24 protein-coding genes and 1 pseudogene are annotated in these 25,787 nt (G+C 73.6%); 15 read left to right on the top strand and 10 right to left on the bottom strand.

Annotated elements, in window-relative coordinates:
* The first annotated feature begins 15 nt into the window (after nt 1-15).
* The 5 genes from AB0B83_RS12180 (at nt 16) to AB0B83_RS12160 (ending at nt 7,713) form a co-directional block, all read left to right on the top strand.
* Nucleotides 16-2,049, top strand: coding sequence for a hypothetical protein (locus tag AB0B83_RS12180; RefSeq protein WP_357578196.1), 2,034 nt, complete (start codon nt 16-18; stop codon nt 2,047-2,049).
* A gap of 738 nt (nt 2,050-2,787) precedes the next feature.
* A complete protein-coding gene (locus AB0B83_RS12175; RefSeq protein ID WP_357578195.1) occupies nt 2,788-3,060 on the top strand; it encodes a hypothetical protein in 273 nt (90 codons plus the stop codon).
* 2,034 nt (nt 3,061-5,094) lie between these two features.
* The gene (locus AB0B83_RS12170) at nt 5,095-5,946 is read left to right on the top strand and encodes an ABC-2 family transporter protein (protein WP_357578194.1); all 852 of its coding nucleotides are present in this window, start codon (nt 5,095-5,097) and stop codon (nt 5,944-5,946) included.
* On the top strand, nt 5,939-6,754 hold the full coding sequence (locus tag AB0B83_RS12165; protein WP_357578193.1) for an ABC-2 family transporter protein: 816 nt from the start codon (nt 5,939-5,941) through the stop codon (nt 6,752-6,754). Before AB0B83_RS12170 ends, AB0B83_RS12165 begins: the two co-directional genes overlap by 8 nt.
* Nucleotides 6,751-7,713 carry an ATP-binding cassette domain-containing protein gene (locus tag AB0B83_RS12160; RefSeq protein WP_357578192.1) on the top strand — a complete coding sequence of 321 codons (963 nt, stop codon included), beginning with the start codon at nt 6,751-6,753 and terminating at the stop codon, nt 7,711-7,713. Before AB0B83_RS12165 ends, AB0B83_RS12160 begins: the two co-directional genes overlap by 4 nt.
* 70 nt (nt 7,714-7,783) lie before the next feature.
* On the opposite strand, the gene AB0B83_RS12155 is transcribed toward AB0B83_RS12160, so the two are convergent.
* The 3 genes from AB0B83_RS12155 to nadA form a co-directional block, all read right to left on the bottom strand.
* The gene (locus AB0B83_RS12155) at nt 7,784-8,392 is read right to left on the bottom strand and encodes a DUF3043 domain-containing protein (protein ID WP_357578191.1); all 609 of its coding nucleotides are present in this window, start codon (nt 8,390-8,392) and stop codon (nt 7,784-7,786) included.
* A gap of 73 nt (nt 8,393-8,465) precedes the next feature.
* Nucleotides 8,466-9,821 carry a UDP-N-acetylglucosamine 1-carboxyvinyltransferase gene (gene murA / locus AB0B83_RS12150; protein ID WP_151456661.1) on the bottom strand — a complete coding sequence of 452 codons (1,356 nt, stop codon included), beginning with the start codon at nt 9,819-9,821 and terminating at the stop codon, nt 8,466-8,468.
* Between the two features lie 212 nt (nt 9,822-10,033).
* Complete coding sequence (nadA, locus tag AB0B83_RS12145; RefSeq protein ID WP_357578190.1) at nt 10,034-11,233, bottom strand: quinolinate synthase NadA; 1,200 nt, start codon at nt 11,231-11,233, stop codon at nt 10,034-10,036.
* Between the two features lie 68 nt (nt 11,234-11,301).
* Here nadA and AB0B83_RS12140 point away from each other — a divergent pair, with 68 nt between their 5' ends.
* The 3 genes from AB0B83_RS12140 to AB0B83_RS12130 all read left to right on the top strand — a co-directional run bounded on the left by AB0B83_RS12140 (nt 11,302) and on the right by AB0B83_RS12130 (nt 14,121).
* Nucleotides 11,302-12,441, top strand: coding sequence for a glycerate kinase (locus tag AB0B83_RS12140; protein ID WP_357578227.1), 1,140 nt, complete (start codon nt 11,302-11,304; stop codon nt 12,439-12,441).
* A gap of 163 nt (nt 12,442-12,604) precedes the next feature.
* Entirely contained in the window at nt 12,605-12,973 is a 369-nt protein-coding gene (gene erpA / locus AB0B83_RS12135; RefSeq protein ID WP_013735179.1) for an iron-sulfur cluster insertion protein ErpA, read from the top strand.
* Between the two features lie 170 nt (nt 12,974-13,143).
* Complete coding sequence (locus AB0B83_RS12130) at nt 13,144-14,121, top strand: carbohydrate kinase family protein (RefSeq protein ID WP_357578189.1); 978 nt, start codon at nt 13,144-13,146, stop codon at nt 14,119-14,121.
* Nucleotides 14,122-14,243: 122 nt separating this feature from the next.
* Here the strand turns inward: AB0B83_RS12130 and AB0B83_RS12125 are convergent, their stop codons facing one another.
* Nucleotides 14,244-14,477, bottom strand: coding sequence for a sulfurtransferase TusA family protein (locus tag AB0B83_RS12125; protein ID WP_132236127.1), 234 nt, complete (start codon nt 14,475-14,477; stop codon nt 14,244-14,246).
* Entirely contained in the window at nt 14,474-15,625 is a 1,152-nt protein-coding gene (locus tag AB0B83_RS12120; protein ID WP_357578188.1) for an aminotransferase class V-fold PLP-dependent enzyme, read from the bottom strand. The genes AB0B83_RS12125 and AB0B83_RS12120 overlap by 4 nt, the downstream gene beginning before the upstream one ends.
* Before the next feature lie 189 nt (nt 15,626-15,814).
* Between AB0B83_RS12120 and coxB the strand changes: the two genes are divergently transcribed.
* On the top strand, nt 15,815-16,786 hold the full coding sequence (coxB, locus tag AB0B83_RS12115) for a cytochrome c oxidase subunit II (protein ID WP_132236131.1): 972 nt from the start codon (nt 15,815-15,817) through the stop codon (nt 16,784-16,786).
* Between the two features lie 10 nt (nt 16,787-16,796).
* Nucleotides 16,797-17,225 (top strand): cytochrome c oxidase subunit 4, encoded by a 429-nt coding sequence (locus tag AB0B83_RS12110; RefSeq protein ID WP_357578187.1) that lies wholly within the window; start codon nt 16,797-16,799, stop codon nt 17,223-17,225.
* A gap of 149 nt (nt 17,226-17,374) precedes the next feature.
* Here AB0B83_RS12110 and AB0B83_RS12105 read toward each other — a convergent pair whose 3' ends face one another.
* From AB0B83_RS12105 to AB0B83_RS12090, 4 genes are all read right to left on the bottom strand, one after another.
* Nucleotides 17,375-17,578: a hypothetical protein gene (locus AB0B83_RS12105; protein WP_357578186.1), complete on the bottom strand. Its 204-nt coding sequence runs from the start codon at nt 17,576-17,578 to the stop codon at nt 17,375-17,377.
* 149 nt (nt 17,579-17,727) lie between these two features.
* Nucleotides 17,728-18,774, bottom strand: coding sequence for an anthranilate phosphoribosyltransferase (trpD, locus tag AB0B83_RS12100; protein WP_357578185.1), 1,047 nt, complete (start codon nt 18,772-18,774; stop codon nt 17,728-17,730).
* 88 nt (nt 18,775-18,862) lie between these two features.
* A complete protein-coding gene (locus tag AB0B83_RS12095) occupies nt 18,863-19,258 on the bottom strand; it encodes a hypothetical protein (protein ID WP_132236139.1) in 396 nt (131 codons plus the stop codon).
* Between the two features lie 186 nt (nt 19,259-19,444).
* Nucleotides 19,445-20,389, bottom strand: a complete 945-nt coding sequence (locus AB0B83_RS12090; RefSeq protein ID WP_357578184.1) for a cytochrome c oxidase assembly protein — start codon at nt 20,387-20,389, stop codon at nt 19,445-19,447.
* Nucleotides 20,390-20,497: 108 nt separating this feature from the next.
* On the opposite strand from AB0B83_RS12090, the gene AB0B83_RS12085 reads away from it, so the two are divergent.
* The 5 genes from AB0B83_RS12085 (at nt 20,498) to AB0B83_RS12065 (ending at nt 25,640) form a co-directional block, all read left to right on the top strand.
* The gene (locus tag AB0B83_RS12085) at nt 20,498-21,097 is read left to right on the top strand and encodes a heme-copper oxidase subunit III (RefSeq protein WP_132236143.1); all 600 of its coding nucleotides are present in this window, start codon (nt 20,498-20,500) and stop codon (nt 21,095-21,097) included.
* Between the two features lie 72 nt (nt 21,098-21,169).
* Entirely contained in the window at nt 21,170-22,003 is an 834-nt protein-coding gene (locus AB0B83_RS12080; protein ID WP_132236145.1) for a cytochrome c, read from the top strand.
* A gap of 67 nt (nt 22,004-22,070) precedes the next feature.
* A complete protein-coding gene (locus tag AB0B83_RS12075; RefSeq protein ID WP_151454491.1) occupies nt 22,071-23,159 on the top strand; it encodes a Rieske 2Fe-2S domain-containing protein in 1,089 nt (362 codons plus the stop codon).
* Nucleotides 23,156-24,787: a cytochrome bc complex cytochrome b subunit gene (locus tag AB0B83_RS12070; RefSeq protein WP_357578183.1), complete on the top strand. Its 1,632-nt coding sequence runs from the start codon at nt 23,156-23,158 to the stop codon at nt 24,785-24,787. The genes AB0B83_RS12075 and AB0B83_RS12070 overlap by 4 nt, the downstream gene beginning before the upstream one ends.
* A 175-nt stretch (nt 24,788-24,962) precedes the next feature.
* Nucleotides 24,963-25,640 (top strand): DUF4142 domain-containing protein, encoded by a 678-nt coding sequence (locus AB0B83_RS12065; RefSeq protein ID WP_132236151.1) that lies wholly within the window; start codon nt 24,963-24,965, stop codon nt 25,638-25,640.
* Between the two features lie 51 nt (nt 25,641-25,691).
* On the opposite strand, the pseudogene AB0B83_RS12060 reads toward AB0B83_RS12065, so the two are convergent.
* Nucleotides 25,692-25,781: pseudogene (locus AB0B83_RS12060) on the bottom strand (translation initiation factor IF-1); the annotation flags it as partial.
* Nucleotides 25,782-25,787 lie beyond the last annotated feature (6 nt).

Genomic DNA, 25,787 nt, shown 5'->3' with positions numbered 1-25,787 from the left:
GCCTGTGGTCCGGCCGTGTTCGGTTGGGTGGTCCGTGGTTCGGTGGTGCTCGGTTGGGTGGTCCGTGCTGCGGCGGTGTTCGGTTCGGTGGTCCGTGGTCCGGTGGTGCTTGGTTCGGCGACCCGTGACTCGGCGGTGCTCGCTTCGGTGGCCAGTGGTCCGCTGGTGCTCGGTTCGGTGGCCCGTGGTTCGGCGGCGCTGGCTCCGACGGCGTGGGGCTCGGCGGTGTTCGTCGCGGCGATGGCTGGCTCGGCGGTGCGGGGCGCGGAGGGCTCCGCGCTCGTCGATGGCACCTGCCCACCGAGCGGCCTGGCGGCGGGCGACGTGGCGAGAGAGGGCACGGCGTCGGGCGAAGCGGCGACAGGCAGCGCGGACACCGGCTGCGCCGACGGCTCGGAGGTGGGCGGTACCGGCGAGACGTCCGTGGGCGGTACCGAGGCTGTCGGCGGCGCGGAAACGGGCCGGGCCGGCACGAGGTCTGCGGCGGGTGCCGAGACAGGCTGCGGTGCCTGCGACGACGCGCCACGGACGATGGGCGGGGGCGGCACCGACGCGGCGGGCGGAGCGGAGACCGGCTCGCCCGGCGGGGCCGACACCGCGTCGGCCTGTGCGGCGGCAGTGGCGGACGCGTCCTGCGCAGGCGCGTACGGATCTGACGCGACGGGCGGCCCGGACACAGACGGTACCGGCGGCGCGGCGACAGGCTGGGCCGGTGGCGCGGAAACAGGACGCGGGGCCGGTGGCGCGGAGACCTGCTGGGCCGCTGGCACGGCGATGGGCCGGTCTGGTGACGGGGAGACCTGTTCGGCCGGCGGCGCGTCGATGGGCCGGGCTGGTGGTGCGGAGACCGGCTGGGCTGGTGGCGCGTCGATGGGTGGGGCCGGTGGCGCGGAGACAGGGCGCGGGGCCGGTGCGGCCGGGACCGAGTCGCTCATCCCGGCGGCCGGCCCGACAGAACCGGCCCGGGACACCTCCGTCGGCTCGGCCGGAGGGCCGGCGACGGGGGAGACAGGCGGTGCGGACACCGGTGTCGCAGCGCCGACGGGCGGCGCGGACACGGGACGCGGATCGGCCGCGGTGGGTGGAACACCACGGGTGTCAAAAGCCTTCGGTGACAACCATGGTGTTCCACCGGTGGGCGCAGCCGGGTCGTTCGGCATCCGCTCAACCGGTTCGAGCGTGGGAGTCGTGGCATGCCCGTCCATGCGCGGGGCCGCTGTGTCCGCCGCGTTCGGGTACGGCGGCGGCGTTGCTTCGTACTGTACCGCTGCCTTCGGGGCGGTTCCATTCGCCGTGACGGGATCGGGCCCGGCCGGCTGTGCCTGGGCTGCTGCCGTCGGTGCGTCCGGCATCGGCCGTACGACCGGCGCTGCAACCTGCAGGCCGGACGGTGGTGCCGACACGGGCCGGGCAGGAGTCGCGGAGCCCGGGCGCGGCGCGGGCGACGCGAAGGTGGTCTGCCCGGGAGGCGCGGAGACGGACGCTGCGGAGTTGCTCTGCACCAGCGGCGCGGGTGGTGCGGAGACCGGCGGCGTGGACGGTGCGGAGACGGGCGGCGCGGGCGGTGCGGAGACGGGCGGCGGCGCGGGCACGGGCGGCGTGGACGGTGCGGGGATGGGCGGTGCGGGCGCTGCGGGGACGGGCGGCGCGGGTGGTGCGGATACGGGCTGCTCCGGCGGGACGGCGAACGGCGTCGGGTTCGCCGGTGCCGGTGCCGGTGCCGGTTCCCGGACGGTCGGCGGCATCGGGACGGCAGGCGCAGGGGACGTCGGGGCAGGCGCGGGGGCCGGGCCGGCGGGCGGACCGGACACCGGGTCGGGTGCGGAAGGCACCGGCCCAGCGGGCGAACCGTGTACCGGCTCGGGAAGGGTGGGCACGGGCAATGCCAGCCCGGCGGGCGGACCGGACACCTGCTCGGAAAGAGAAGACGCGGGCGGTGCCGGCGCTGTCGCCGGTACGACTCGTGGGCCGGACGCCGGTGGGATGGCCGGCGAGACCGGGGCCGATTCCGCCGGGGCGACCTCGGACGGCGGTTCGGGGTGGTCGTGAGACGGAGACGTGGATCTTGCCGACGACGAGGTGGCAGGTTCGGGCGAGGGGGTACCGCCGTCGGGAGGATTCGGGACCGACCCGTCGAGGCCACGGTTCGGCACGGCGTCTACGCCCGACGCGCTGTGGGGAGTCGACACGCCGCTTGCAGCCACCCTGCCGCTTGCAGCCACCGTGCCGCTTGGTGCCGTACCACTCGGGGCCGCCGCCTCGCTGAATGCCGGCGTGCCGCTCGGAGTCGCCGTGCCACTCTGCGCCGGCGTGCCGCTTGGAGTCGCCGTGCCGCCCAGGGGCGGCGTGGTGGTCGGGGGAGGCGTGGCGGTCGGGGACGGGTCAGCCTGGCTCGCGGGCAGAGACCCGTCCGGCGTGACCGGGGCAGGTGCCACGGGCCGGGACGGTCGGAACCAGGCGTCCGGTCCACTCGGGGTAGGCGCCTGGGGAGGCGGCGGGGCGGCCGGTGTGGGCGGGCCGCTCGGTGGTGGCGGGACGTACCGCCTGGGCCTGTCGGGCGCGATGGGCGCCTGCGGTGCCGGGACGTCCTGCCTGGCCGTGCCTGCGGCTCCCGGGGCTTCCGGCGAGCGGTGCGGTGCGGTCGGACGGGTGGCGGACGGCTGCCCGGATGGCGCGGGGGCCGAGGGCTGCGTCACGGCCCGGGCTTCGCCGTGCCCGGTGCCCGGGTGCGGCGTCGGTGCGTCCGGCCGGGCCGGTCCTGGGTGTGCCGGGGCCGGACCGGGCACCGTGCTGGCTGTCGCCTGGCGGGCCGCGTCGGTGGTCGTCTCCGGGGCCGGACCGGCCACCGCGCTGGCTGTCGCCTGGCGGGCCGCGTCGGTGGTCGTCTCCGGGGCCGCACCGGACACCCTGCTGGCGGTCGCCTGCGGCGTCGGCAGGAACTCCAGGCGCAGTCGGGCGGCGGGAGGCGCCGAGATCGACGTGGGGTCGTCCTCCGGGGCCGGGCGGGGCGTGTGGCCGGTGGCCGGACCCGCTGGCGGCACCGGCCGCCCGACCACCTGATCCACCGGGCCTGCCGGCGACACCGGGTGGCCGGCAGCCGGGCTTGCCGGCGACACCGGGTGGCGGACGTCCGGGCCTGCCGGTGACACCGGGTGGCCGACGGTCGGGCCAGCCGGCGATACCGGGTGGCGGAACTCCGGACCCGCGGGCGACACCGGGTGGCGGCCGTCCGGGCCTGCCGGCGAGACCGGGCGGTTGATGGTCGGATCCGCCGGCGACGCCGGGGCCGGGGCGGGACCCGCCGCCGACGTCCGCCCGGAAAGGGGCCCGGGGGGTGACACCTGACCGGCCGGCGAGACAGGCCCGGACAGGGGACCGGCAGGCGACACCGGCCGACCGTGGAGCGGCGCGGTCGGGTCGGGCCGGTCGGAGCGTGGCAGGTCGCGGGCCGGCGCGGGGGAGACGGGGCGGCCCGGCGGCGGGACGTCCCCGGCCGGGGCCCGGAAGCCCGCCGGTCCGGGGGCCTGCGCCCCGGACGTCGTCGGGGCGCCGTAGGTGGGGGATTGCGGCCGTTGGTCGTACCCGGGCGGGAGCGGCGGGGTCGCGGCGTCCTGGGGGCGGTCGGCCGGTCGCCGGTGCTCGGGGCGGGGTTCGGGGCGGCGCGCCGCGCCCCGGTCGGAGCCGGGCCGCAGGGGGCCGGCCGGGGGCCAGGGCAGGCCGCCGTCCTGCTGCGGGTGCCCCCGGTGCGCCTCGGGCTGGCGAGGGGCGTCGGGCCGGGCAACCCCGCGCGGTCCCCGCTCCGGGTACATCTCGGCACGCGCCGCCTCGTGCGCACGCCAGCGCTCGTCCGGCTCCTGCTGCCGCCGCTGGCCGTCCGGAGGCATCTGCTGCCCGGCGGGGGCCCGGTCGGGGCGCGGCCACCCGTCGGCGGGTACGCCGGCCTCGCGGCCCCGTCCGCCGGGGCCGCGGTCCCACTGCGAGTCGGCGGAGCGCTCCGGCTGCGCGGCGGCCGAACGCCCCCACTGCCCATCAAAAGGACGCTCACGCTGCCCGTCGACCGGACGCTCACGCTGCCCGTCGGAGGGGCGGGACTCCGGGGCAGGGGGCGCCCACTGGTAGCGGCGCCCGTCAGCGTCCGCCTGGCGGTCGTCGACGGTCTCCGCCCGGCGGTCGTGGCCGGACGTGGCGGGACGGTCGTGAACGCGCCCGGGGCGGTGGTCGTGGCCCGGGTCCTGCCGGCGGTCGTAGCCGGCGTCCGGGCGCTCGTACGCCGCGGGGCGGCGGGGCGGCACGTCCTCGTCGGGCTCCGGGAGCCAGCCCGGCTCGGGCCGGCCGGCGGGGGAGACGGGGCGGTCCCGCCCGGCCGGCTCGTACCGGGGGGTGCGGCTGTCGTAGCGGTCGGGACCGGCGTGGTCGCGCTGTCGGGGGGAGTCGACGGGCCGGCCGGGGGCGTCGAACTGACCCCGGTCGTTGCGGTGCGGTGGCTCCTGCTGGGGCGGCCACTGCCGGTCGTCCGGCCGGCGTGGCTCGGCGGGCTGGCGTCGGTACGACTCGTCGCCGTACCGATGCGCGTCGGGGCCGTCCGGTTGGCCGTTCCACGCGTCCTGCCGACCGGGGCGTCCGTCGGGCAGGTCGTCCCACGACCGGCCGATGTAGGTCCCGTCCGGCCGGGTGGGCGCGAGCGGGGGCACCTCGGCCCGGCCCACGGCGGAGCGGCCCCGGGGCGCGGACGGCGCGTGTTCGACGCCGATGTCGCCCGCGTAGCGCTGGCCGGGGAACTGCGGGTGCCACTCGGTGGTGGGCTCGATCATCCAGGCCGGTTCGGCGGAGTCGTGCCAGTGGTCGTAGTAGCGGCTCATCCGGTTGCCCTGTCGCCACGGAGGGTAGGCGGAACGCCCGGTGCCAGCCGCCGGGGAGCGGGCACGCCCGGGTGCCCGGCTGGCGTCCGTCCGCTCACGACGGCGCCCCGGTGGCCGGCCCGCGTCCGCTCGCTCACGGCGATGTCACCTCGTTGGAAATTGTCGCGCTGGGCGCTCCACGTGCCGGTAGAGTCGCCCCTCCGGTACGGCGTGGCTGCGGAAGGAGGGTAGCGGCGTGGGCTCAGTCACCGCCACTGTGGCACCGCCCACCGCCCCAAACGTTATCCTATGGTTCCGGACATTTAAGGCTATAACCGGATCAGGCTTCCGACGTTACGCCACGTACCGGCAGGCGTCGGTGGCGGGCGTCGTGACCAACACGGTCTTCGGCTTCCTGCGGTGCTACGTCCTGCTCGCGGCGGTCGGCGCGGCCGGCACGGTGGCCGGGTACGACCGGGGGCAGCTCGCCACCTTCGTCTGGGTGGGCCAGGGCCTGCTGGCGGTCGTCCTGCTCTGGGGCTGGACCGAGCTGGCCGACCGGATCCGCACCGGCGACGTCGCCAGCGACCTGCTGCGGCCCGTGCACCCCGTGACCAGCCATCTCGCCGCCGACCTGGGCCGCGCCGGCCACGCCGCGCTGGTCCGGTTCCTGCCGCCGGTGCTGGTCGGGCCGCTCTTCTTCGAGGTCCACGTGCCCCGCCGCTGGGCCACCCTACCGATCTTCGCGTTCTCCGCCGTCGTCGCCGTGGTCCTCTGCTTCGGCTGCCGGTTCCTGGTCAACGCGACCGCGTACTGGTTGCAGGACGTCCGGGGGCCGGTGATCCTCTGGACCCTCGCGTCGGGCGTGCTCGCCGGGCTCTACTTCCCGCTGCGCTTCCTGCCGGAGTGGCTCCAGCTCGTTCTCTGGCTGGGCACCCCCTTCCCGAGCCTGCTCCAGACCCCGCTCGACGTGCTGGTCGAGCGGGACCCGACCGGCACGCAGGTCGGGCTGGTCGGCCTCCAGCTCGCCTGGGCCGTGCTGATCCTGGCCGCCTGCCGGCTGGTGCAGCGGCGCGCGGAACGCCGCCTGGTGGTGCAGGGTGGCTGAGACGTCGGGCGGGGCGCTGGCCGCGTACCGGGCGCTGCTCGGCGCGCAGGCACGGGCGCAGACGGCGTACCGGACCTCGTTCGTCATCGACGTGGTCGGCAACGTCGGGTCCACCGTCTTCGACGTGCTGACCGTGCTGGTGATCTTCGGGGTCACCCGGGAGCTGGGCGGCTTCACGCTGCGCGAGACGCTTGTGGTCGTCGGCCTCTCGACGTGCGCGTTCGCCGTCGCCGACCTGCTGGTGGGCAACATCGAGCGGCTGCCCCGGTACGTGCGCACCGGGCTCTTCGACGCCGTGCTGGTCCGCCCACTCGGCGCACTGCCCCAGCTGCTGCTGATGGACCTGCCGCTGCGCAAGGTGTCCCGGGCGGTCTTCGGGCTCGCCGTGCTGGTCGTCGCCGTCGGCTCCGCCGGCGTCCAGTGGACCCCGGCGCGGGCGCTGCTGGTGGTCCTCGCCCCGCTGGCCGGGGTGGTCTTCTTCGGGTCGGTCTTCGTGGCCACCGCCACCGTCTCGTTCTGGTGGGTCGACTCGGGTGAGCTGGCCAACTCGGTCACCTACGGCGGGCGGGACTTCGCCTCGTACCCGGTCACCGTCTTCGAGGGCTGGTTCCGCGCGGTGTTCGCGTACGGCCTGGGCTTCGCCTTCGTCAGCTACCACCCGGCGCTGGCGCTGCTCGGCCGCGCCGACCCGCTCGGCCTGCCGGCGTGGGTCGGCTGGACCGCGCCGGCCGTCGCGCTGGTCGCGGCCGTCGGCGCGGCGGCGGCCTGGCGCACCGGGGTCCGCCACTACCGGAGTACGGGGTCGTGAGCGACGACGTGATCGTGGCCGACGGGCTGCGCAAGGAGTTCACCGTCCGGGTGCGCACCGGCCGGCTGCGGCGGGAGAAGCGGCGGGTCACCGCCGTGGACGGGATCGACCTGCGGGTGGCCCGGGGCGAGATGCTCGGCTACATCGGGCCCAACGGCGCCGGCAAGTCGACGACGCTCAAGATGTTCACGGGCGTGCTGACGCCCTCCGCCGGCGAGGTACGCGTGTGCGGCCTGCGTCCGGTGGCCGAGCGGACCCGGCTCGCGCTGCGCGTCGGCGTGGTCTTCGGCCAGCGCTCGCAGCTCTGGTGGGACCTGCCGCTGGGCGACTCGTTCGCGCTGCTGCGGCACGTCTACCGGGTGCCGGCCGCCGCGCACGCCGCCCGGCTGCGCCGCTGCCGGAGCCTGCTCGACCTGGACGCCTTCCTCGACACCCCGGTCCGGCAGCTCTCCCTCGGGCAGCGCATGCGCGGCGAGCTGACCGCCGCGCTGCTGCACGGCCCGGAGGTGCTCTTCCTCGACGAGCCCACCATCGGCCTCGACGTGGTCAGCAAGCAGGCGGTCCGCGGCTTCCTCGGCGAGCTGGGCCGGGCCGGGGACACGACGCTGGTCCTCACCACGCACGACCTGGCCGACATCGAGCGGCTCTGCCGGCGCCTGGTGGTGGTCGACCACGGGCGGGTGGTGCACGACGGGTCGATCGCCGCGCTGCACGAGCGGTACGGGTCACGCCGGCTGCTCGTCGCCGACCTGGACGCACCGCTGGCCGAGCCGCCGGTGCTGCCCGGCGCGCCGCTGCACCGGCAGGAGGCCGACGGGCACCGGCTGGTCTTCGCGTTGGAGTCGGCGGGGGTGGCCGAGGTGGTGGCGGCCCTGGCCGGGCGGGGCGCGCTGCGGGACGTCTCGATCGTCGAGCCGGACATCGAGGACGTGGTGGCCCGGCTCTACGGCAGCCGCTGACGCCCCCGCAGGGCCAGTGACGGCGACGGCCCCGTACCGCGCCGCGGTAGGGGCCGTCGGTGCGGCAGGCTCAGACCGGGTCGCCGATGTTCACCCGGGGCGCGGGGGCGCGCATCCGGCGGAACGTGATCGACCGCATGATGGCGTAGAGGTAGAGCGAGCCCATCCGCTGCCCGGTGTTCGGGAAACGCTCCCTGACCAGCTTGCGGATCTTGCGCGAGATCAGGAGCGAGTCGACCACCACACCCAGGGCGAGCGCGCCCCAGAGGATGTTGGAGACCAGGCGGACGACCGGCGGCATCGCGGCGTTCGAGCCGATCAGCACGATCAGCGCCCCACCGAAGAACCAGGTGCCGACCGTACGCCGGGAGTCGACCACGTTGCGGGCCAGCAGCCGCTCCGGGCCGCGGTCGCGGGGGCCGCCCTCACGGCGGAACTCCTCAGCCGCCTCGGCGCGCAGCTGGCGTTTGCGCTCCCGCTGCTCCTCCTTGGTCAACGGCTTGGTGGCCGCGGCCGGCCGGCGGCCGGCGGTCGGCCGCTTCGGGGTGGCCTTGCCCAGCTCCTTCTTGCTCGGGGTGTAGCCCCGGGGCTGGGCAAGCGTGGACTCCTCGTCGGGGGTCACCGGGGTGACGGCCTCGTCGACGAGGTCGGAGGACTTGCGGCGAAACAGCGAGGGCACGCGGAAAGGGTAGCCAAACGACGGCGCCCGGTGCACATCGCGGTGCACCGGGCGCGTACGGGAGTGGTCGACGTTACGGGCGCTCGACGTGCGCGCCCAGGTCGGCCAGCTTCGCCTCGAAGTCCTCGTAGCCCCGGTTGATCAGGTCCACGCCGTAGACCCGGGAGGTGCCCTCGGCGGCCAGCGCGGCGATCAGGTGGCTGAAACCGGCCCGCAGGTCGGGGATGACCAGGTCGGCGGCGTGCAGCTTGCTCGGCCCCGCGATCACCGCCGAATGCTTGAAGTTGCGCCGGCCGAAGCGGCACGGCGTGCCGCCCAGGCAGTCCCGGTAGACCTGGATGTTGGCGCCCATCGAGTTGAGCGCCTCGGTGTAGCCCAGCCGCTGCTCGTAGACCGTCTCGTGGACGATCGACAGGCCCCGGGCCTGGGTGAGCGCCACCACCAGCGGCTGCTGCCAGTCGGTCATGAAGCCCGGGTGCACGTCGGTCTCCAGCGCCACGGCGTGCAGCTCGCCGCCCGGGTGCCAGAACCGGATCCCGCCCTCCTGGCCCGGGTCGCCCAGCTTCGGCGGCCGGGCGTCGGTGACCTCGTACTCGCCGCCGACGGAGCGGAAGATGTTCAGGAAGGTCATCATGTCGGCCTGCTGCGCGCCGAGCACCTCGACGTGGCCGCGGGTGGCCAGCGCCGCCGCCGCCCAGCTCGCCGCCTCGATCCGGTCCGGGATCGGCCGGTGCGTGTAGCCGTGCAGCTTCGGCACACCCTGGATCTCGATGACCCGGTCGGTGTGCACCTTGATGATCGCGCCCATCTTCTGCAGGATGCAGATCAGGTCGATGATCTCCGGCTCCACCGCGGCGTTGCGCAGCTCGGTGACACCCTCGGCCATCACGGCCGTCAGCAGCACCTGCTCGGTCGCGCCGACGCTCGGGTACGGCAGGGCGAACTTGGTGCCGTGCAGCCCGTTCGGCGCCGACAGGTGCAGCCCCTCCGGGGTCTTCTCGACCGTCGCACCGAACTCCCGCAGCGCCTGGAGGTGGAAGTCGATCGGGCGGGGCCCGATGTGGCAGCCCCCCAGGTCGGGGATGAAGGCGTGGCCGAGGCGGTGCAGCAGCGGCCCGCAGAAGAGGATCGGGATCCGGCTGGAGCCCGCGTGCACGTTGATCTGGTCCGTGCTGGCGCTCTCCACGTTCGCCGGGTCGAAGACGAGCTCGCCGTCCTCCCCGCCGTCGGTGACCTTGACCCCGTGCAGGCCGAGCAGGCCCCGGACCACCTCGACGTCGCGGATCTTCGGTACGTCGTACAGCCGGCTCGGGCTGTCACCCAGCAGGGCGGCGACCATCGCCTTCGAGACCAGGTTCTTCGCGCCGCGCACGCGGATCCGCCCTTCGAGCGGGGTACCTCCGTGTACGACCAGGACGTCGTCGGTCAACGCAACCTCCAGCGCGTCGGTGCTGCCGTGTTGATGGTGGGGCACGCGATAGTCATCGCTACCCGGAATGCGGCCATGTCGAAACGGCCCGCGTGAGTCGTCGCACCGGCAGCATAGCCCTCGGTGACGATCATGGACCCGGTCACATCGTCCCTGAGGGTACTAATCGGTGATCGGACCCATTTCCGTGCCAATTCCGCTACGGAGGGTGATCAGCTCGCTGCGGGCGGCGGGGTGTCGGCCGCGGGCAGGGCCAGCATCTTCTCCAGCGCCACCCGGGCGTGGTGCGCGGTGTCCGGGTCGACGGTGATCTGGTTGACCAGTCGGCCGGCGACCAGTTCCTCCAGCGCCCAGACCAGGTGGGGCAGGTCGATCCGGTTCATGGTCGAGCAGTAGCAGACGGCCTTGTCCAGGAACATGATCTGCTTGTCCGGGTGGGCCAGCGCGAGCCGGCGGACCAGGTTCAGCTCGGTGCCGACCGCCCACGCCGAGCCGGCCGGGGCCGCCTCGATGGCCTTGATGATGTATTCCGTCGAACCGACGAAGTCGGCGGCGGTGACCACCTCGTGCCGGCACTCCGGGTGGACCAGCACGTTCACCCCCGGCACCCGCTCCCGCACGTCGTCGACGCTGTCCAGCGTGAAGCGGCCGTGCACCGAGCAGTGCCCGCGCCACAGGATCATCCGCGCGTCACGCAGCTGCTGCGGGGTGAGCCCGCCGCTGGGCTTGTGCGGGTCGTAGAGGACGCAGTCGTCCAGCGAGAAGCCCATCTCCAGCACCGCCGTGTTGCGACCCAGGTGCTGGTCGGGGAAGAAGAAGACCTTCGACCCCTGCTCGTACGCCCACTCCAGCGCCCGCTTCGCGTTGGACGAGGTGCAGACCACGCCGCCGTTACGGCCGACGAAACCCTTGATGTCCGCCGAGGAGTTCATGTACGTCACCGGGACGGTCTCCGCCGCGATGCCCAGTTCGGTGAGCACGTCCCAGGCGGTCTCGACCTGCGACAGCACCGCCATGTCCGCCATCGAGCAGCCGGCGGCCAGGTCGGGCAGGATCACCTTCTGCGCGTCCGAGGTGAGGATGTCGGCGCTCTCGGCCATGAAGTGCACGCCGCAGAAGACGACGTACTCCGCGTCGGGCCGGGCCGCCGCCTCGCGGGCCAGCTTGAACGAGTCACCGGTCACGTCGGCGAACTGGATCACCTCGTCGCGCTGGTAGTGGTGCCCCAGCACGAAGACCTTGCTGCCCAGCGCCGCCTTCGCCGCCGTCGCCCGGGCCACCAGGTCCGGGTCGCTGGGCGCCGGCAGGTCACCCGGACACTCGACGCCGCGCTCCGTGGCGGGGTCGCTGCCCCGGCCGAGCAGCAGCAGTGCCGTCGCGGTGTTGGAGGGTTCCACCCAGGTCGAAGTCACGTGCCCCATGGTCCCACAGTGCGGCCTCGGCGCAGCCTCCAGCGGTGTGTGCTGCCACACTGCTCGACATGCGCGTGCTGCTCTGTCCGGACAAGTTCGCCGGCACCCTGCCGGCCCCGCAGGTCGCCGACGCCGTGGCCACCGGCTGGCGGGAGGTCGCCCCCGGCGACGACCTGCTCGTGCGGCCCCTGTCGGACGGTGGACCGGGCTTCATCGACGTGCTCTCCGACGCCCTCGGCGGGCGCCGGCTCCCGGTGCCGACCGTCGACCCGCTGGGCCGCCCGACGACCGGTGAGATCCTGCTCACCGACGGCGGTGCGACCGCCTGGCTGGAGAGCGCCCAGGCGTGCGGGCTGCACCTGCTCGACGCGGCCGAGCGGGACCCGAAGACCACCTCCTCGTACGGGCTGGGGGTGCTGGTGGCCGCCGCCGTGGAGGCCGGCGCCCGGACGGTCGTGATCGGGCTGGGCGGCTCCGGCACCAACGACGGCGGCGCGGGCATGCTCACCGCGCTCGGCGTGACCCCGCTGGACGCCACCGGCCAGGCACTGCCGTACGGCGGGGGCGCGCTCGGCGCGGCGGACGCCCTCGACGGCGCGCCCCGGCTGCGCGACGCCCGCCTGGTGGCCGCCACCGACGTGGACAACCCGCTGCTCGGGCTGCACGGGGCCAGCAACGTGTTCGGCCCCCAGAAGGGCGCCGACCGGGCCGACGTGCTGCTGCTCGACGCCGCGCTGGAGCGCTTCGCCGCCGTGCTGGAGCGGGACCTGCCCGGCTGCCCCGAACGGCTGGGCGCGCTGCCGGGCGGCGGCGCGGCCGGCGGGCTGGGCGCGGCCGTCCTGGCGCTGGGCGGGCACTGCGAGTCGGGCATCGGCCTGGTCACCCGGGCGATCGGGCTGGACGTCACGCTCGACGAGGTCGACCTGGTGATCACCGGGGAGGGCTCGTTCGACCATCAGTCGCTGCGCGGCAAGGTGGTGGCCGGGGTGGCCGGCGCCGCCCGGGACCGGGGCGTGCCCTGCGTGGTGGTCGCGGGCCGGGTGAGCACCGGGCGGCGGGAGGCCGGGGCGGCCGGGGTGACCGACGCGTACAGCCTGGTGGAGCACTTCGGGGGCGAGGAACGCGGCGGGCTGGCCGCCGCGATGGAGCGCCCGGCCGAGGGGCTGCGGGCGCTCGGCACCCGGCTCGCCCGGCAGTGGAGCCGCTGACCACGGCCGGTGCGGGGGCGCGCCGGGCGGCGGCCCTGGTCACGCCGGACGGGTGGGGCCGGCCGCGGCGGCGTACCATCGGATCTGGACCACACCGGGAATGGCTGGGCGACAGGAGATGTTGGCCAGTGCGTCCGGACCCAACCGCGCAGGGAGATTTCACGTGACCACGCCAGCGCAGACCGAGTCGACCGAGGCCAAGGCCCCCACGTCCGTCGTCCTCACCGACGTCGCGGCGCAGAAGGTCAAGGCCCTGATCGAGCAGGAGGGCCGCGACGACCTGCGGCTCCGGGTCGCCGTGCAGCCGGGTGGCTGCTCCGGCCTGCGGTACCAGCTCTTCTTCGACGAGCGCTCGCTCGACGGTGACGTCGTCACCGACTACGACGGTGTCGAGGTCGTCGTCGACCGGATGAGCGCCCCCTACCTGGCCGGCGCCACCATCGACTTCGCCGACCGGATCGACGCCCAGGGCTTCACCATCGACAACCCCAACGCGGGCAACTCCTGCGCCTGCGGTGACTCGTTCAGCTGAGCCAGACCTCCGCTGACCACGGCGGGGCCGTCCTCCGGGGCGGCCCCGCCGTCGTCTTCCGGTCGGGAACGAGCCGTCGGGAAGGTGACCCGGGGCCGACCGACCGGTCATCCTGAGGGGGCCGGGCCGGTAGGCTGACCGGCGCCCTGCTCCCGACCCCGAGGGTTGACATGAAGATCGCCGTGACCGGCTCGATCGCCACCGACCATCTGATGAGCTTCCCCGGTCGCTTCGCCGACCAGTTCATCGCCGATCAGTTGCACAAGGTCTCGCTCTCCTTCCTGGTGGACGACCTGGTGCTGCGGCGTGGCGGGGTGGCGGCCAACATCGCCTTCGGCATGGGGCAGCTCGGCCTGCGCCCGGTCCTGGTCGGCGCGGTCGGCGCGGACTTCGCCGACTACCGCTCCTGGCTGGAGCGCCACGGCGTCGACTGCGACTCGGTGCACATCAGCGAGGTGGCGCACACCGCCCGGTTCGTCTGCACCACGGACACCGACATGTGCCAGATCGCCTCCTTCTACGCCGGGGCGATGAGCGAGGCGCGCAACATCGAGCTGGCGCCGGTGGCCCGCCGCCTCGACGGGCTGGACCTGGTCCTGGTCGGCGCGAACGACCCGGAGGCGATGCTGCGGCACTCCGCCGAGTGCCGGGAGCGCGGCTACCGGTTCGCCGCCGACCCGTCCCAGCAGCTCGCCCGCATGGACGGCGAGGACGTCGTCGGGCTGATCGAGGGCGCCGAGTACCTGATGACCAACGACTACGAGAAGTCGCTGCTGCAGAGCAAGGCCGGGCTGACCGACGCGCAGCTGCTCGACCGCGTCAAGGTGCGGGTCACGACGCTGGGCAAGGACGGGGTGGAGATCGCCGGGCGGGACTTCGACCCGATCCACGTGCCGATCGCGCGGGAGACCCAGGCGGTCGACCCGACCGGCGTCGGCGACGGCTTCCGGGCCGGCTTCTTCACCGCCCTCTCCTGGGGACTCGGGCTGGAGCGGGCCGCCCAGGTCGGCTCCCTGCTCGCCACGCTGGTGCTGGAGACGGTCGGCACCCAGGAGTACGAGGTCCGCCGCGACCTGTTCGTCAAGCGCCTGGCCGAGTCGTACGGCGACGTCGCCGCCGAGGACGTCCGGCCGCACCTCATGCCGTGACGTGACCCCGGCGCTGGTCGCTTCGCCGGGCCGCCGGGACTGGTGAGGAACACCCCCGGCGGCCCCGCCGCCCTGCGGCGGTAACGGCGGCGTGGTGCGGGTCGGCCCCCGCACCACCCGGGTCAGTGGCGGCGGCGGACGTCGAAGGCGGGGCCGTCCGGGCCGGTGATCGTGCCGAGGAACTCGTGGCCGCGCATCCGGCACCAGGCCGGGATGTCCACCGCCGCGGCCGGATCGTCGGCGAGCACCCGCACCACCGTGCCGACGGGCAGCTCGGGCAGCCGCCGGGCCGCCGCGATCACCGGCAGCGGGCAGCGCTGACCGCGGCAGTCGAGGATCTCCGCCGGCGCCGTCACAGCCCCACCACCCCGGCCTCCGCGCGCAGCCCCGCCACGACGCCGGGCAGTTCGGCGAGGAACCTCTCGACGTCGGCCTCCGTCGTCTCCCGGTGCAACGAGACCCGCACGTTGCCGTGCGAGAGCACCCCCATCGCCTCCAGCACGTGCGACGGCCGCAGCGTCGACGACGTGCAGGAGGAGCCCGAGGAGACGGCGAACCCGCGCCGGTCGAGCGCGTGCAGCAGGGCCTCGCCGTCGACGTAGAGGCAGGAGAAGGTCACCAGGTGCGGCAGGCGGTGGTCGGGATCACCCATCACCTCCACGTCGGGCACCTCGGCCGCCACCCGGTCCCGGATCCGGGCCACCAGCGGCGCCAGCCGGGCCGCCTCGGCCGCCGCGTCGGCCGCCGCCGCGCGCAGGCTCGCCGCCGCCGCCACCACCGCCGGCAGGTTGAGCGTGCCCGGCGTACGCCCGGCCTCCCGCTCGTCGGCCGGCCAGGGCGACTCCCAGCGGGTGCCCTTGCGCACGACCAGCAGCCCCACCCCGGGCGGCCCGCCCCACTTGTGCGCGCTGGCGGTCAGCACCGACCAGCCCGCCGGCACCGGGGCCCGGCCCACCACCTGGGCGGCGTCCACGTACAGCGGCACCCCCGCCTCGGCGCACTCCCGCGCGGCCCCGGCCACCGGCTGGAGGGTGCCGACCTCGTGGCTGGCGGCGATCAACGCGGCCAGCGCCACCCCCGGCGCCCGGACCGCCGCCGCCCAGCGGTCCAGGTCGAGCCGGCCGAGCCGGTCCACCGGTACGGGCGTGGCCGTGCCGCCCGCCGCGACGTGCTTCTCGGCGGCGTGCAGCACCGCCGAGTGCTCGATCGCGGAGTGCACCAGGCCGGCGCCCACCCGACGCCGGCCGGTCAGGCCCCCCAGCACGGCGGAGTGCGCGGCCGTCGTACCGCTGGGGGTGAAGGACAGCTCGTCGGCGCGGACGCCGAGCGTCTGCGCGCAGGCCTCGCGGGCGGCGTCGAGGAGTTGACGGGCGCGGCGGGCCTGCGTGTAGAGCCGGCCGGGGTCGGCCCAGCCGTCGTCGAGGGCGGCCAGCAGCGCCTGTCGGGCGACCGGATGCAGCGGCGCGGCGGTGGCCGCGTCCAGGTAGACCGGGGATGCGCTCACGCAAGCCAACGTATCGCGCCGGTATGCCCAAGATCCCCCCGATGGGGGCCGACAGCGACCCCAACACGGTCCAGCCCGTCATGGTCGAGTAATCTGCGACCGTCGGTGACGCCTTTGCCGCTGGTGCTGTCGCTCCGCAGGCGGAGGGCAGGGACAAGACACCGCGGCGCGCTAGGGAGGCAGGACCAGGTGGTCGCAAGGAGTTCGGAGGTACGGCCGTCGGCCGTACGGCACAGCGCTTCCCCAGGAGCCGGTGGGCGCCGGGGACGTGGTGCCGGTCGGATCGCCGGGCTCGGTCTCGGCGGAGCGGCGCTGCTGGTCCTGCTCACGGGCTGCGACGTCGGCGCGGCGTTCGGCGGCTTCGGCTGGCCGCAGGGCGGCATCACGCCCGAGTCGCACCGGATGTACGACCTGTGGATCGCCTCGTGCATCGCGGCGCTCGCGGTCGGCGTCTTCGTGTGGGGCCTGATCTTCTGGTGCGTCGTGCGCTACCGCAAGCGGGGCAACGAGCTGCCGGTGCAGACCCGTTACAACATGCCGATGGAGTTCCTCTACACCATCGCGCCGATCCTGATCGTCTCCGTGCTGTTCTACTACACGGCGGTCGTGCAGACCGACGTGGTGCGGACGACCAAGAACCCCGACGTCACTGTCGAGGTGGTCGCGTTCAAGTGGAACTGGCAGTTCAACTACCGCGACGGTCAGGGCCAGGACGCCAACACGGTCGCCTCCGTGCTCGGCACCAGCGAGGTCATCCCGATCCTGGTGCTGCCGACCGACCGGTCCATCCGGTTCGAGGAGACCAGCCGCGACGTCATCCACTCGTTCTGGGTGCCGGAGCTGCTGTTCAAGCGCGACGTCATGCCGGGCAAGATCCGCAACGTCTTCGAGGTCTCGAAGCTGGAGTCCGAGGGCGCCTACGTCGGCCGCTGCGCCGAGCTCTGCGGCAGCTACCACGCCTTCATGAACTTCGAGCTGCGGGTCGTCTCCCCGGAGAAGTACGAGCAGTTCCTGGCGGCCAAGCGGGACGGCAGGTCCACGCAGGAGGCGCTGACGGCGATCGGCGAGGACCCGTACGCGAAGACCACGAAGCCGTTCGAGACCCGTCGCACCGAGGCCAACTTCAACCCGGACGACGCGCCGGCCGGCGCGGGAAGCTGAGGGATCGGGCATGAAGACCGAGTGGCGCATCTTCCTGGTCATCGCCGGGTTCCTGCTCTTCGCCACCGTCCTCTACGGCGGGTGGACCGCCGCCGACTCCGGCGGTCAGGTCGAGTGGGTCGGCACGGTCGCCCTGCTGCTGAGCTTCCTGCTCTGCACGATGTGCGGCGGCTTCTTCTGGTTCGTTTCCCGCCGGATCGACCTTCGGCCGGAGGACCGGCCGGACGGCGAGATCGCCGACGGCGCGGGTGAGATCGGCTTCTTCAGCCCGGGCAGCTACTGGCCGTTCGGCCTGGCGATCGCCGTCGGGATGGCCGGCTTCGGCCTCGCGTTCTGGCAGTTCTGGCTGCTCGGCCTCGGCATGCTGGCGGTCACGTTCTCCGTCTGCGGCCTGCTGTTCGAGTACTACAGCGGCACCCGGCGCACCGCCGAGCACTGACCGGTCGGTCGCCCGCGAACGTCCCGAAGGCCCGCCTCCCCGGGGAGGCGGGCCTTCGGCGTGGAACGGGTGGCGCGGGCCGTGTGCGGCAGCGGCGCTGAGCCGGTCACCGCGCGGGGCCCGACGCCCGGTCAGCGGTGGCGGTGGTCTCAGGCGGCGTGGCGGCGGCTCGCCGGGCGGTGCCGGCCGCTCGGACGCGTCAGGCGGAACGTGAAGGTGGGGACGAGCACGGCCGCGCCGCAGCCCGTGCAGACCAGTTCGGGGCAGTCGGCGCCGTGGCCGTCGGCGCACGGCGGCGCCTCGAACGGCTCGACGCCCTCACAGGTGTCGCAGTAGAGCTCGCGCTCCGACACGGGCGTCTCCTCTCGCTCCGGTCCCGCGCGGGGGTGTTGTCGCACGCGCCCGACGGGGATCGCCGCGCTCGACGGCGCAGGACGGATGTGGGAACTACTCAGCTGTAGTTTCCCACGGGGGTCCGACAACCTTCGGCGAGGCCCGGGGCTCAGAGGGCGCGCGCGACCTCGATCCAGCGGTCGAGGACGCGGGCGGCGGCCCCGGAGTCGACGGACTCGGCGGCCCGGTCGAGCCCGGCCCGCAGGGCCACGGTGAGGTCGCCGTCGAGCGGGCCCTGCGTGGCCAGCGCCGCCGCCGCGTTGACCAGGACCGCGTCGCGCACCGGGCCGGTCTCGCCGGCCAGCAGCCGACGGACCACGTCCGCGTTGAAGGCGGCGTCACCGCCGCGCAGGTCGGCCAGGGTGGCCCGGGGTACGCCGAGGTCGGCGGCGTCCAGCAGCGACTCCCTGACGACGCCGCCCTGGGCCGCCCAGACGCGGGTCGGCGCGGCGGTGGTGAACTCGTCCAGCCCGTCCTCGCCGCGCATCACCAGCACGGAGTCGCCCCGGGCGGCGAAGACGCCGGCCATCACCGGGGCCATCCGGGCGTCGAAGCAGCCGACCGCTCCGGCGCGGGGCCGTGCCGGGTTGGTCAGCGGGCCGAGGAAGTTGAACACCGTGGGCACGCCCAGCTCCCGGCGTACCGGGCCGGTGTGCCGCATCCCGGGGTGGAAGCGGGCCGCGAAGCAGAAGCCCATGCCGGCCTCGGCGACGCACCGGGCCACCCCCTCGGGGCCCAGGTCGAGCGGCACGCCGAGGAACTCCAGCACGTCTGCGGTGCCGCAGGAGGAGGAGGCCGCCCGGTTGCCGTGCTTGACCACCCGGACACCGGCGCCGGCCACCACCAGCGAGGCCATGGTCGAGATGTTGACGGTGTGCGCGAGGTCACCGCCGGTGCCGACCACGTCGAGGGCGGTGGCGCGCAGCTCGTCGGGCAGCTCGACCGGGACCGCCCGGCCGAGCATCGCCTCCACCAGACCGGCCAGCTCGGCCGAGGTCTCACCCTTGGCGCGCAGCGCGACGACGAAGCCCGCCATCTGCGCCGGGGCGGCCGAGCCGGCCATGATCTCGCCCATCGCCCAGGCGGTGTCGGCGGTGGCGAGTTCCTCGCCGCGCAGCAGCGCGTTGAGCAGGTGCGGCCAGGTCCGATCGCCCAAGGCGGGCCTCCCGAGCGTGCGAGATGACGGGTGGGATGGGAACCGGCACCGGTCGGCCCGGCGCCGTGGCGGGCCGGAGCGGGGGACGTCAGGCGGGTGCGTGCGTCCGCAGCAGCTCGGCCACCGTGGTGCCGGTGGTCACCGGGTCGAGCGGGTGCACCAGGGTGGCGTCGACCTCGGCGTACGCCGCGAGCCACCGGTCGGCGGCGCGGGCGATCACCACGCAGGTCGGGGGGGCGTCGGCCCGGTCGTCCTTGATCTGCCGGGCGATGCCGATGCCGCCGCCCGGGCTCGCCTCGCCGTCGAGCACCAGCAGGTCGATCTCGTAGTCGTCGACGAGCCGGACGCACTCGGCGTAGTCGGACGCCTCGACGAACTCGACCCGCAGGCCGGGCGCGGGGCGCGGCCCGACGGCGAGCCGCATCCGGTCGCGGACCTCCGGGTCGTCGCTGTAGAGCAGGACGGTGCAAAGACGATCGCTCATGCCGGCACTCCGCTTCGCTCCGTGCCGTCGTGCGGCACCATCACACTGAGCTTTGATGATTCGTTCGCTGCGCGCTCGTCGGTCGGACTGGCTCCCACCTCGTGGCCGCCCGCTGATCGTACCGGTCGGTGTGAGGTGTGCGACGTCCGCCCGGCGGCGGCGCCGGGGCGTACCGGCCGGCCCGGCTCAGGCCGTGGACTCCGCGGCACGCTGACGGGCCTCCTGGCGGTCCAGGTCGCGGTCGACGCGGCGGGCCTCCCGCTCGGCGTGCCGCATCCACTGCACGACCAGCACGGCCAGCATGGTCACGCTGACGAACTCGCCGCCGGCCCAGAGGATGCCGCCGGCGACCACCTGGTCCTGCCACGGGTCCGACCAGGTGAGCCCGAGCGACGGGTACCAGTCGCCGCCGAAGAGCGTGCTGCTCTGCATGATGGTGAGGCCGAGCACGGTGTGGAACGGCACGGAGAGCAGCATCAGCAGCGCCCGCGCCGGGTACGGCCAGCGGCCCGGCAGCGGATCGAGCCCGAGCAGCGGCCAGAAGAACACGCAGCCGGTCATGATGAAGTGCGCGTGCACGACCTCGTGCGCCCACACGTGCTCGAGGGTGTAGCGGTACAGGTCGGTGAAGTAGAGCGCGAACGGGTTCACCACGAAGATGGCGAACGCCACCAGGGGGAAGCTGTAGATCCGGGCGATCCGGCTGTGCACGACCGCCAGCAGCCGCTTGCGCGGTCGTGGCGGCAGGGTGCGCAGGGCCAGCGTCACCGGCGCGCCCAGCGCGAGGAAGATCGGCGAGATCATGGAGAGCACCATGTGCTGGACCATGTGCACCGACAGCAGTGCCGTGTCGTACGCGTGCAGGCCGCTGACGGTGACCGCCGCGATGCCGCCGAGGCCGGGGCCGAGGAAGAAGACCGTCCGGGCGACCGGCCACCGGTCGCCCCGGACCCGCAGCCGGTGCACCCCGTAGAGGTAGACGCCGGCGGCCAGCACCAGGCCGACGGCGAGCCAGCTGTCCAGCCTGGTCTCGGTGAACACCGAGGTCACGGTGAACGGTGGCGGGGTGGCCGCGCTCGCCGCCGGCGCGGCGACGGCGGCTGCGGCGGAGATCGGATCGGCGTGCAGCACGCTTTTCAGCCTAGGTCAGGCGAACCGGACTGCCCCGATCGGGCTGTGGATGCCACGGGTTTGGCCCCCCGCTGATCGGCGGCCCCGGTCAAGGGCAATAATGACCGCGTGACTGCGGCCCCAGCCATTGACAAGAGCCGGATCCACTCCCTGACCCGACCCAACATGGTCAGCGTCGGGACGATCGTGTGGCTCTCCAGCGAACTCATGTTCTTCGCGGCGCTGTTCGCGATGTACTTCTCCATCCGCGCGGCGGCGCCGGAGCAGTGGGCGGAACACACCACGCACCTCAACATCCCCTACGCGACCACCTTCACGGTGATCCTGGTGTTGTCGTCGGTGACCTGCCAGCTCGGTGTCTTCGCCGCGGAGAAGGGTGACGTCCACGCGCTGCGGCGCTGGTTCACGATCACCTTCGTGATGGGCCTGATCTTCGTCCTCGGCCAGCTCAACGAGTACCGCGAGCTGGTGCACGCGGGCATCAAGATCAACGAAGACGGTTACGGGTCGATGTTCTACCTGACCACCGGCTTCCACGGACTGCACGTGGCCGGCGGTCTGGTCGCCTTCGTCATCTTCATGATCCGCACCACCATGGGCCGGTTCACACCGGCGCAGGCCACGTCGGCGATCGTCGTGTCCTACTACTGGCACTTCGTCGACGTCGTGTGGATCGGGCTCTACGCCATGATCTACTGGCTTCAGTGATCTTGGCGCGTCACGAACCGCGCCGCTGCTCCGTCCCCTGAGACAAGGTCCAACCGGTTAAGGACACAGGTCATGACTTCTGACAACGACCGCCGACGCGGTCTGCTCGCGCGGCTGCGCGAGCGGCCCGCGGCGCGCAGCAGGGGCCGCCGCCGGCTGGGTGCCGCGGTCCGGCTGTTCGCCGCGCTGATGCTGGCCGGCGGCGCCTACACCGTCTTCGCCCCCGGCGTGCAGGCGCAGGACACCCCGCTCACCGGTGCCGCCGCGGAGGGCAAGGCGCTGTTCGACGTGAGCTGTGTGACCTGTCACGGTCGCAACGCGCAGGGCGTCGAGGGGCGCGGGCCGAGCCTGATCGGCGTCGGCGCGGCCTCGGTCGAGTTCCAGGTCGGCTCCGGCCGCATGCCGATGGCCCGGCAGGAGGCCCAGGCCCAGCGCAAGCCTGAGCTCTTCACCGACGAGGAGACCCGCCAGCTCGCGCAGTACGTCCAGGAACTCGGCGGCGGCCCGGTGGTGCCCGACGGTGACAACCTGCACGCCGACGGGAACGTCGCCGCTGGCGGCGAGCTGTTCCGGATCAACTGCGCGCAGTGCCACGCCTTCGGCGGCGGCGGTGGCGCCTTGTCCTCCGGCAAGTACGCGCCGAGCCTGCGCCCGGCCACCGACCGGCAGATCTACGCCGCCATGCTGAGCGGCCCGCAGAACATGCCGGTCTTCGGCGACAACCAGATCTCCCCGGACCAGAAGGCGGACCTCATCGCCTACATCCAGGAGACCCTGAAGCACGACCAGGACCCGGGCGGCTTCAACCTCGGTCGGTACGGGCCGTCCACCGAGGGCCTGGCGATCTTCCTGGTGGGCATCGTCGCGCTCGTCTTCGCGAGCCTGTGGATTGCGGGCAAGTCGTGACCGGGCGGCTCATCCGATTCAGTGCCGTGGTGCCGCAGCGCGGCACCGCCCGTAGCGAGGTGACGGCATGACCACGCACACCGAGCACCAGGCCCAGCAGGGCCGGGAGCCGCTCGACGTGAACACCCCCGGGCTCAGCCAGTTCGACATCGTCCGCGAGGGCGCGCGCCGGGACGACATCGAGATCGTCCACTACGAGCCGCAGGTGGCGCCGGGCAGCAAGGCCGAGCGCCGGCTGACCCGTACGGTCGCGTCGTTCTTCCTGCTGACCGGCCTGGCGGCGACCGCGTTCCTGGTGATCTACATCTGGTGGCCGTGGGAGTACTCCCCGGGCAGCGGCGGCGACAAGTGGTACACGCCCCTGCTCGGCGTCACCCTCGGCGTGGCCCTGCTCGGCATCGGCTTCGGCATCCTGACCTGGGGCAAGAAGCTGCTGCCGAAGGAGGTCTCGATCCAGGACCGGCACGAGGGTGCCGTCGCCTCCGACGACCGGATCATCACCGGCCAGACCATGCTCTACATGGCCGACGAGCTGGGCGTGAAGCGCCGGCCGCTGCTCGGCATCTCGCTGCTGGCCGGTCTCGCGCCGGTCGGTGCGGTCGCCGCGGCGCCCCTGGTCGGCGGCCTGATCTCCCAGCCGCACAAGAACAACCAGATGTTCAGGACGGGCTTCGCCCCGACCGAGAGCGGCGAGAAGATCCGCCTGGTCCGCGAGGACGGCCGGCCGGTCCGCCCGGCGGACGTCAGCGCGGGCGGCCAGATCACCGTCTTCCCCGGCATCGACCACGGCGTGAGCAACCTGCACGCGGACTCGCCGACCCTGCTGATCCACCTGCGGGACTCCGACGCGCAGAAGTCGCGCCAGGCCAACGAGCGTGAGCAGCACGGCGACTACATGTGGGGCAACTACGCCGCGTTCTCCAAGATCTGCACGCACGCCGGCTGCCCGGCGAGCCTGTACGAGCAGCAGACCAACCGCCTGCTCTGCCCGTGCCACCAGTCGCAGTTCCTGATCACCGACAACGCCCGGCCCATCTTCGGCCCGGCCAGCCGACGGCTGCCGCAGCTGCCGATCGAGGTGGACTCCGAGGGCTACTTCGTGGCCAAGTCCGACTACACCGAGACCGTCGGGCCCGACTTCTGGGAGCGGCCGTGAAGCGGCGCAAGTTTGACAAGGCAGCAATCCCGGGGAACGTCGCCCGGGGAGTGGACGACCGCTTCCAGGTGGCCACCCCGCTGCGCCGGCTGCTGAACAAGGTCTTCCCGGACCACTGGTCGTTCCTGCTCGGCGAGATCGCGCTGTTCTCGTTCGTCGTCCTGCTGCTGACCGGCGTCTTCCTGACCTTCTTCTACGAGCCGGCGATGACCGAGGTCGTCTACAACGGCAGCTACGCCCCGCTGCGGGGCACGCCGATGTCGGCCGCGTACGCCTCCAGCCTGGACATCTCGTTCGACGTCCGCGGTGGCCTGATCATGCGGCAGATGCACCACTGGTCGGCGCTGCTGTTCATGGCCGCCATCGTGGTGCACATGCTCCGGGTCTTCTTCACCGGCGCGTTCCGCAAGCCGCGTGAGACCAACTGGATCATCGGCTCGCTGCTGTTCTGGGTCGGCTTCCTCGCCGGCTTCACCGGCTACTCGCTGCCGGACGACGGCCTCTCCGGCACCGGCCTGCGGATCGCCTCGGCGATCATGCTCTCCATCCCGGTGGTCGGCTCCTGGGTCACCTCGTCGGTCTTCGGCGGGGAGTTCCCGGGCACGATCATCATCAGCCGGTTCTACATCGCCCACGTGCTGCTCGTCCCGGGCCTGCTGCTCGCGCTGATCGGCGCCCACCTGGGCCTGGTCTTCAAGCAGAAGCACACCCAGTGGCCCGGCCCCGGCCGGACCAACGGCAACGTGGTCGGCGAGCGGATGTTCCCCCGCTACGCGATCAAGCAGGGCGGCTTCTTCATGGTCGTCTTCGGCGTGATCGCGCTGATGGGCGGCCTGTTCCAGATCAACCCGATCTGGCTGTTCGGCCCGTACGAGGCGTGGGTGGTCTCGGCCGCCAGCCAGCCCGACTGGTACGTCATGTTCCTCGACGGCTCGACCCGTCTGATGCCCAACTGGGAGATCAACATCCCGATCGGCGACGGGTACGTGATCCCGCCGCTGTTCTGGCCGACGGTCGTGCTGCCGGGCATCCTGGTCGGCCTGTCGACGCTCTACCCGTTCCTGGAGGCCCGGCGCCTCAAGGACACCAGGAGCCACAATCTGCTCCAGCGTCCCCGGGACGTGCCGGCCCGGACCGGCCTGGGCGCCATGGCGCTGGCGTTCTTCGTGGTGCTGACCCTCTCCGGCGCCAACGACGTCATCGCCGACAAGTTCCAGATCAGCCTGAACGCGATGACCTGGGCTGGCCGCATCGGCCTGCTGGTGCTGCCGCCGCTGGCGTACTACGTCACCTACCGGATCTGCCTGGGTCTCCAGCAGCACGACCGGGAGGTACTCGCCCACGGTGTCGAGACCGGCATCATCCGGCGCCTGCCGGACGGCCGGTTCGAAGAGGTGCACCAGCCGCTCGCGGCGGCCGACGGGCACGGCGACGGCCACGGCGCGCTGCCGTACGCCGGCTGGGTCGTGCCGAAGAAGATGAACCGGCTCGGCGCCCTCGGCCCGGCCATCCGGGGCTTCTTCTACCCGATCGAGAAGCCGGCCGAGGCGCCGGTCTCGCCGGGGCACCCGCCGGTCGAGCCCCGACCGGAGCGGGAGGAGATCGGCAGCGGCGAGAGCCGCCGCTGACCCCGCGACACCTCGACGTGGCGCCCACCGGAGTCCTCCGGCGGGCGCCACGTCCGTTTCCGCCCCCGACGGTCCGACACGGGCGTGTCGGTCGGTCGCCTCCCCGACGGGGGATCGCAGGAATAACCCCGGTCAGCCGGGTATCCGTGCGATCCAACGTCTCAAGGGGGGAAGCATGTTGGGTATCAAACGCCTCGGCCTGCTGGCCGCGCTGGTGCTGGTGGGGATCGCGCCGGCCGCGGCGGCACAGGCCGCGGTGCAGCCGTCGCAGCAGGACACCCAGTACCTGCAGGCCGTGCACCAGGTGAATCTGTTCGAGATCACCGCGGGTGACCTGGCCCAGCAGAAGGGCCAGAGCCAGGGGGTCAAGGACCTGGGCGCCCGGCTCAAGACGGACCACACCCAGCTCGACCAGACGGTGCAGCAGACCGCGTCGCAGCTGGGCGTGGAGTTGCCGAGTGAGCCCACCGCGGATCAGCAGTCCGTCATCGACCAGCTGAACAACGCCAGCGGCGAGGAGTTCGACCGGCTCTGGGTGACCAGCGAGCTGGCCGGCCACGTCCAGGCCATCCAGGCCACCCAGACGGAGATCTCGCAGGGCTCCGAACAGTCGGTGGTCCAGCTGGCCCAGACCGCCCTGCCGACGCTGCAGGCGCACTACGACGCGCTGGTGCAGCTGGCGGAGCAGCTGGGCATCCCGGTGCCGCAGACCAGCGCCAGCGGCACCCCGAGCCCGGGCGGCACGACGCCGGCTCCGGGTGGCACCACCGAGACCCCGGCTCCGGGCGGCACCACCACCGAGTCGCCGGCTCCGGGCGGCACCATCGAGACGCCGGCTCCCGCGGGTAGCTGACGTCGCCTCACCACGACGGGCGGTCCGCCTCCGGGCGGGCCGCCCGCCGGGCCCGTTCGCGAGCTCCACCCGGAACATGGCGTTCGGCAGGGGCTCGATGACCCGACCCTCGATCTCGATGGCTCCGTCTTTTTTCGGCATGTACTC

Source organism: Micromonospora sp. NPDC049060 (assembly GCF_040649055.1).
GTDB lineage: Bacteria > Actinomycetota > Actinomycetes > Mycobacteriales > Micromonosporaceae > Micromonospora > Micromonospora reichwaldensis.
This window is presented reverse-complemented; position numbering and strand designations above follow the sequence as displayed.

Excerpts from the sequence above, each read along its gene's own strand:
- AB0B83_RS12065 (WP_132236151.1), top strand. The coding sequence starts at position 24,963 with ATGTTGGGTATCAAACGCCTCGGCCTGCTGGCCGCGCTGGTGCTGGTG.
- AB0B83_RS12130 (WP_357578189.1), top strand. The coding sequence starts at position 13,144 with ATGAAGATCGCCGTGACCGGCTCGATCGCCACCGACCATCTGATGAGC.
- AB0B83_RS12075 (WP_151454491.1), top strand. The coding sequence starts at position 22,071 with ATGACCACGCACACCGAGCACCAGGCCCAGCAGGGCCGGGAGCCGCTC.
- AB0B83_RS12140 (WP_357578227.1), top strand. The coding sequence starts at position 11,302 with ATGCGCGTGCTGCTCTGTCCGGACAAGTTCGCCGGCACCCTGCCGGCC.
- AB0B83_RS12110 (WP_357578187.1), top strand. The coding sequence starts at position 16,797 with ATGAAGACCGAGTGGCGCATCTTCCTGGTCATCGCCGGGTTCCTGCTC.
- AB0B83_RS12080 (WP_132236145.1), top strand. The coding sequence starts at position 21,170 with ATGACTTCTGACAACGACCGCCGACGCGGTCTGCTCGCGCGGCTGCGC.
- AB0B83_RS12095 (WP_132236139.1), bottom strand. The coding sequence starts at position 19,258 with ATGAGCGATCGTCTTTGCACCGTCCTGCTCTACAGCGACGACCCGGAG.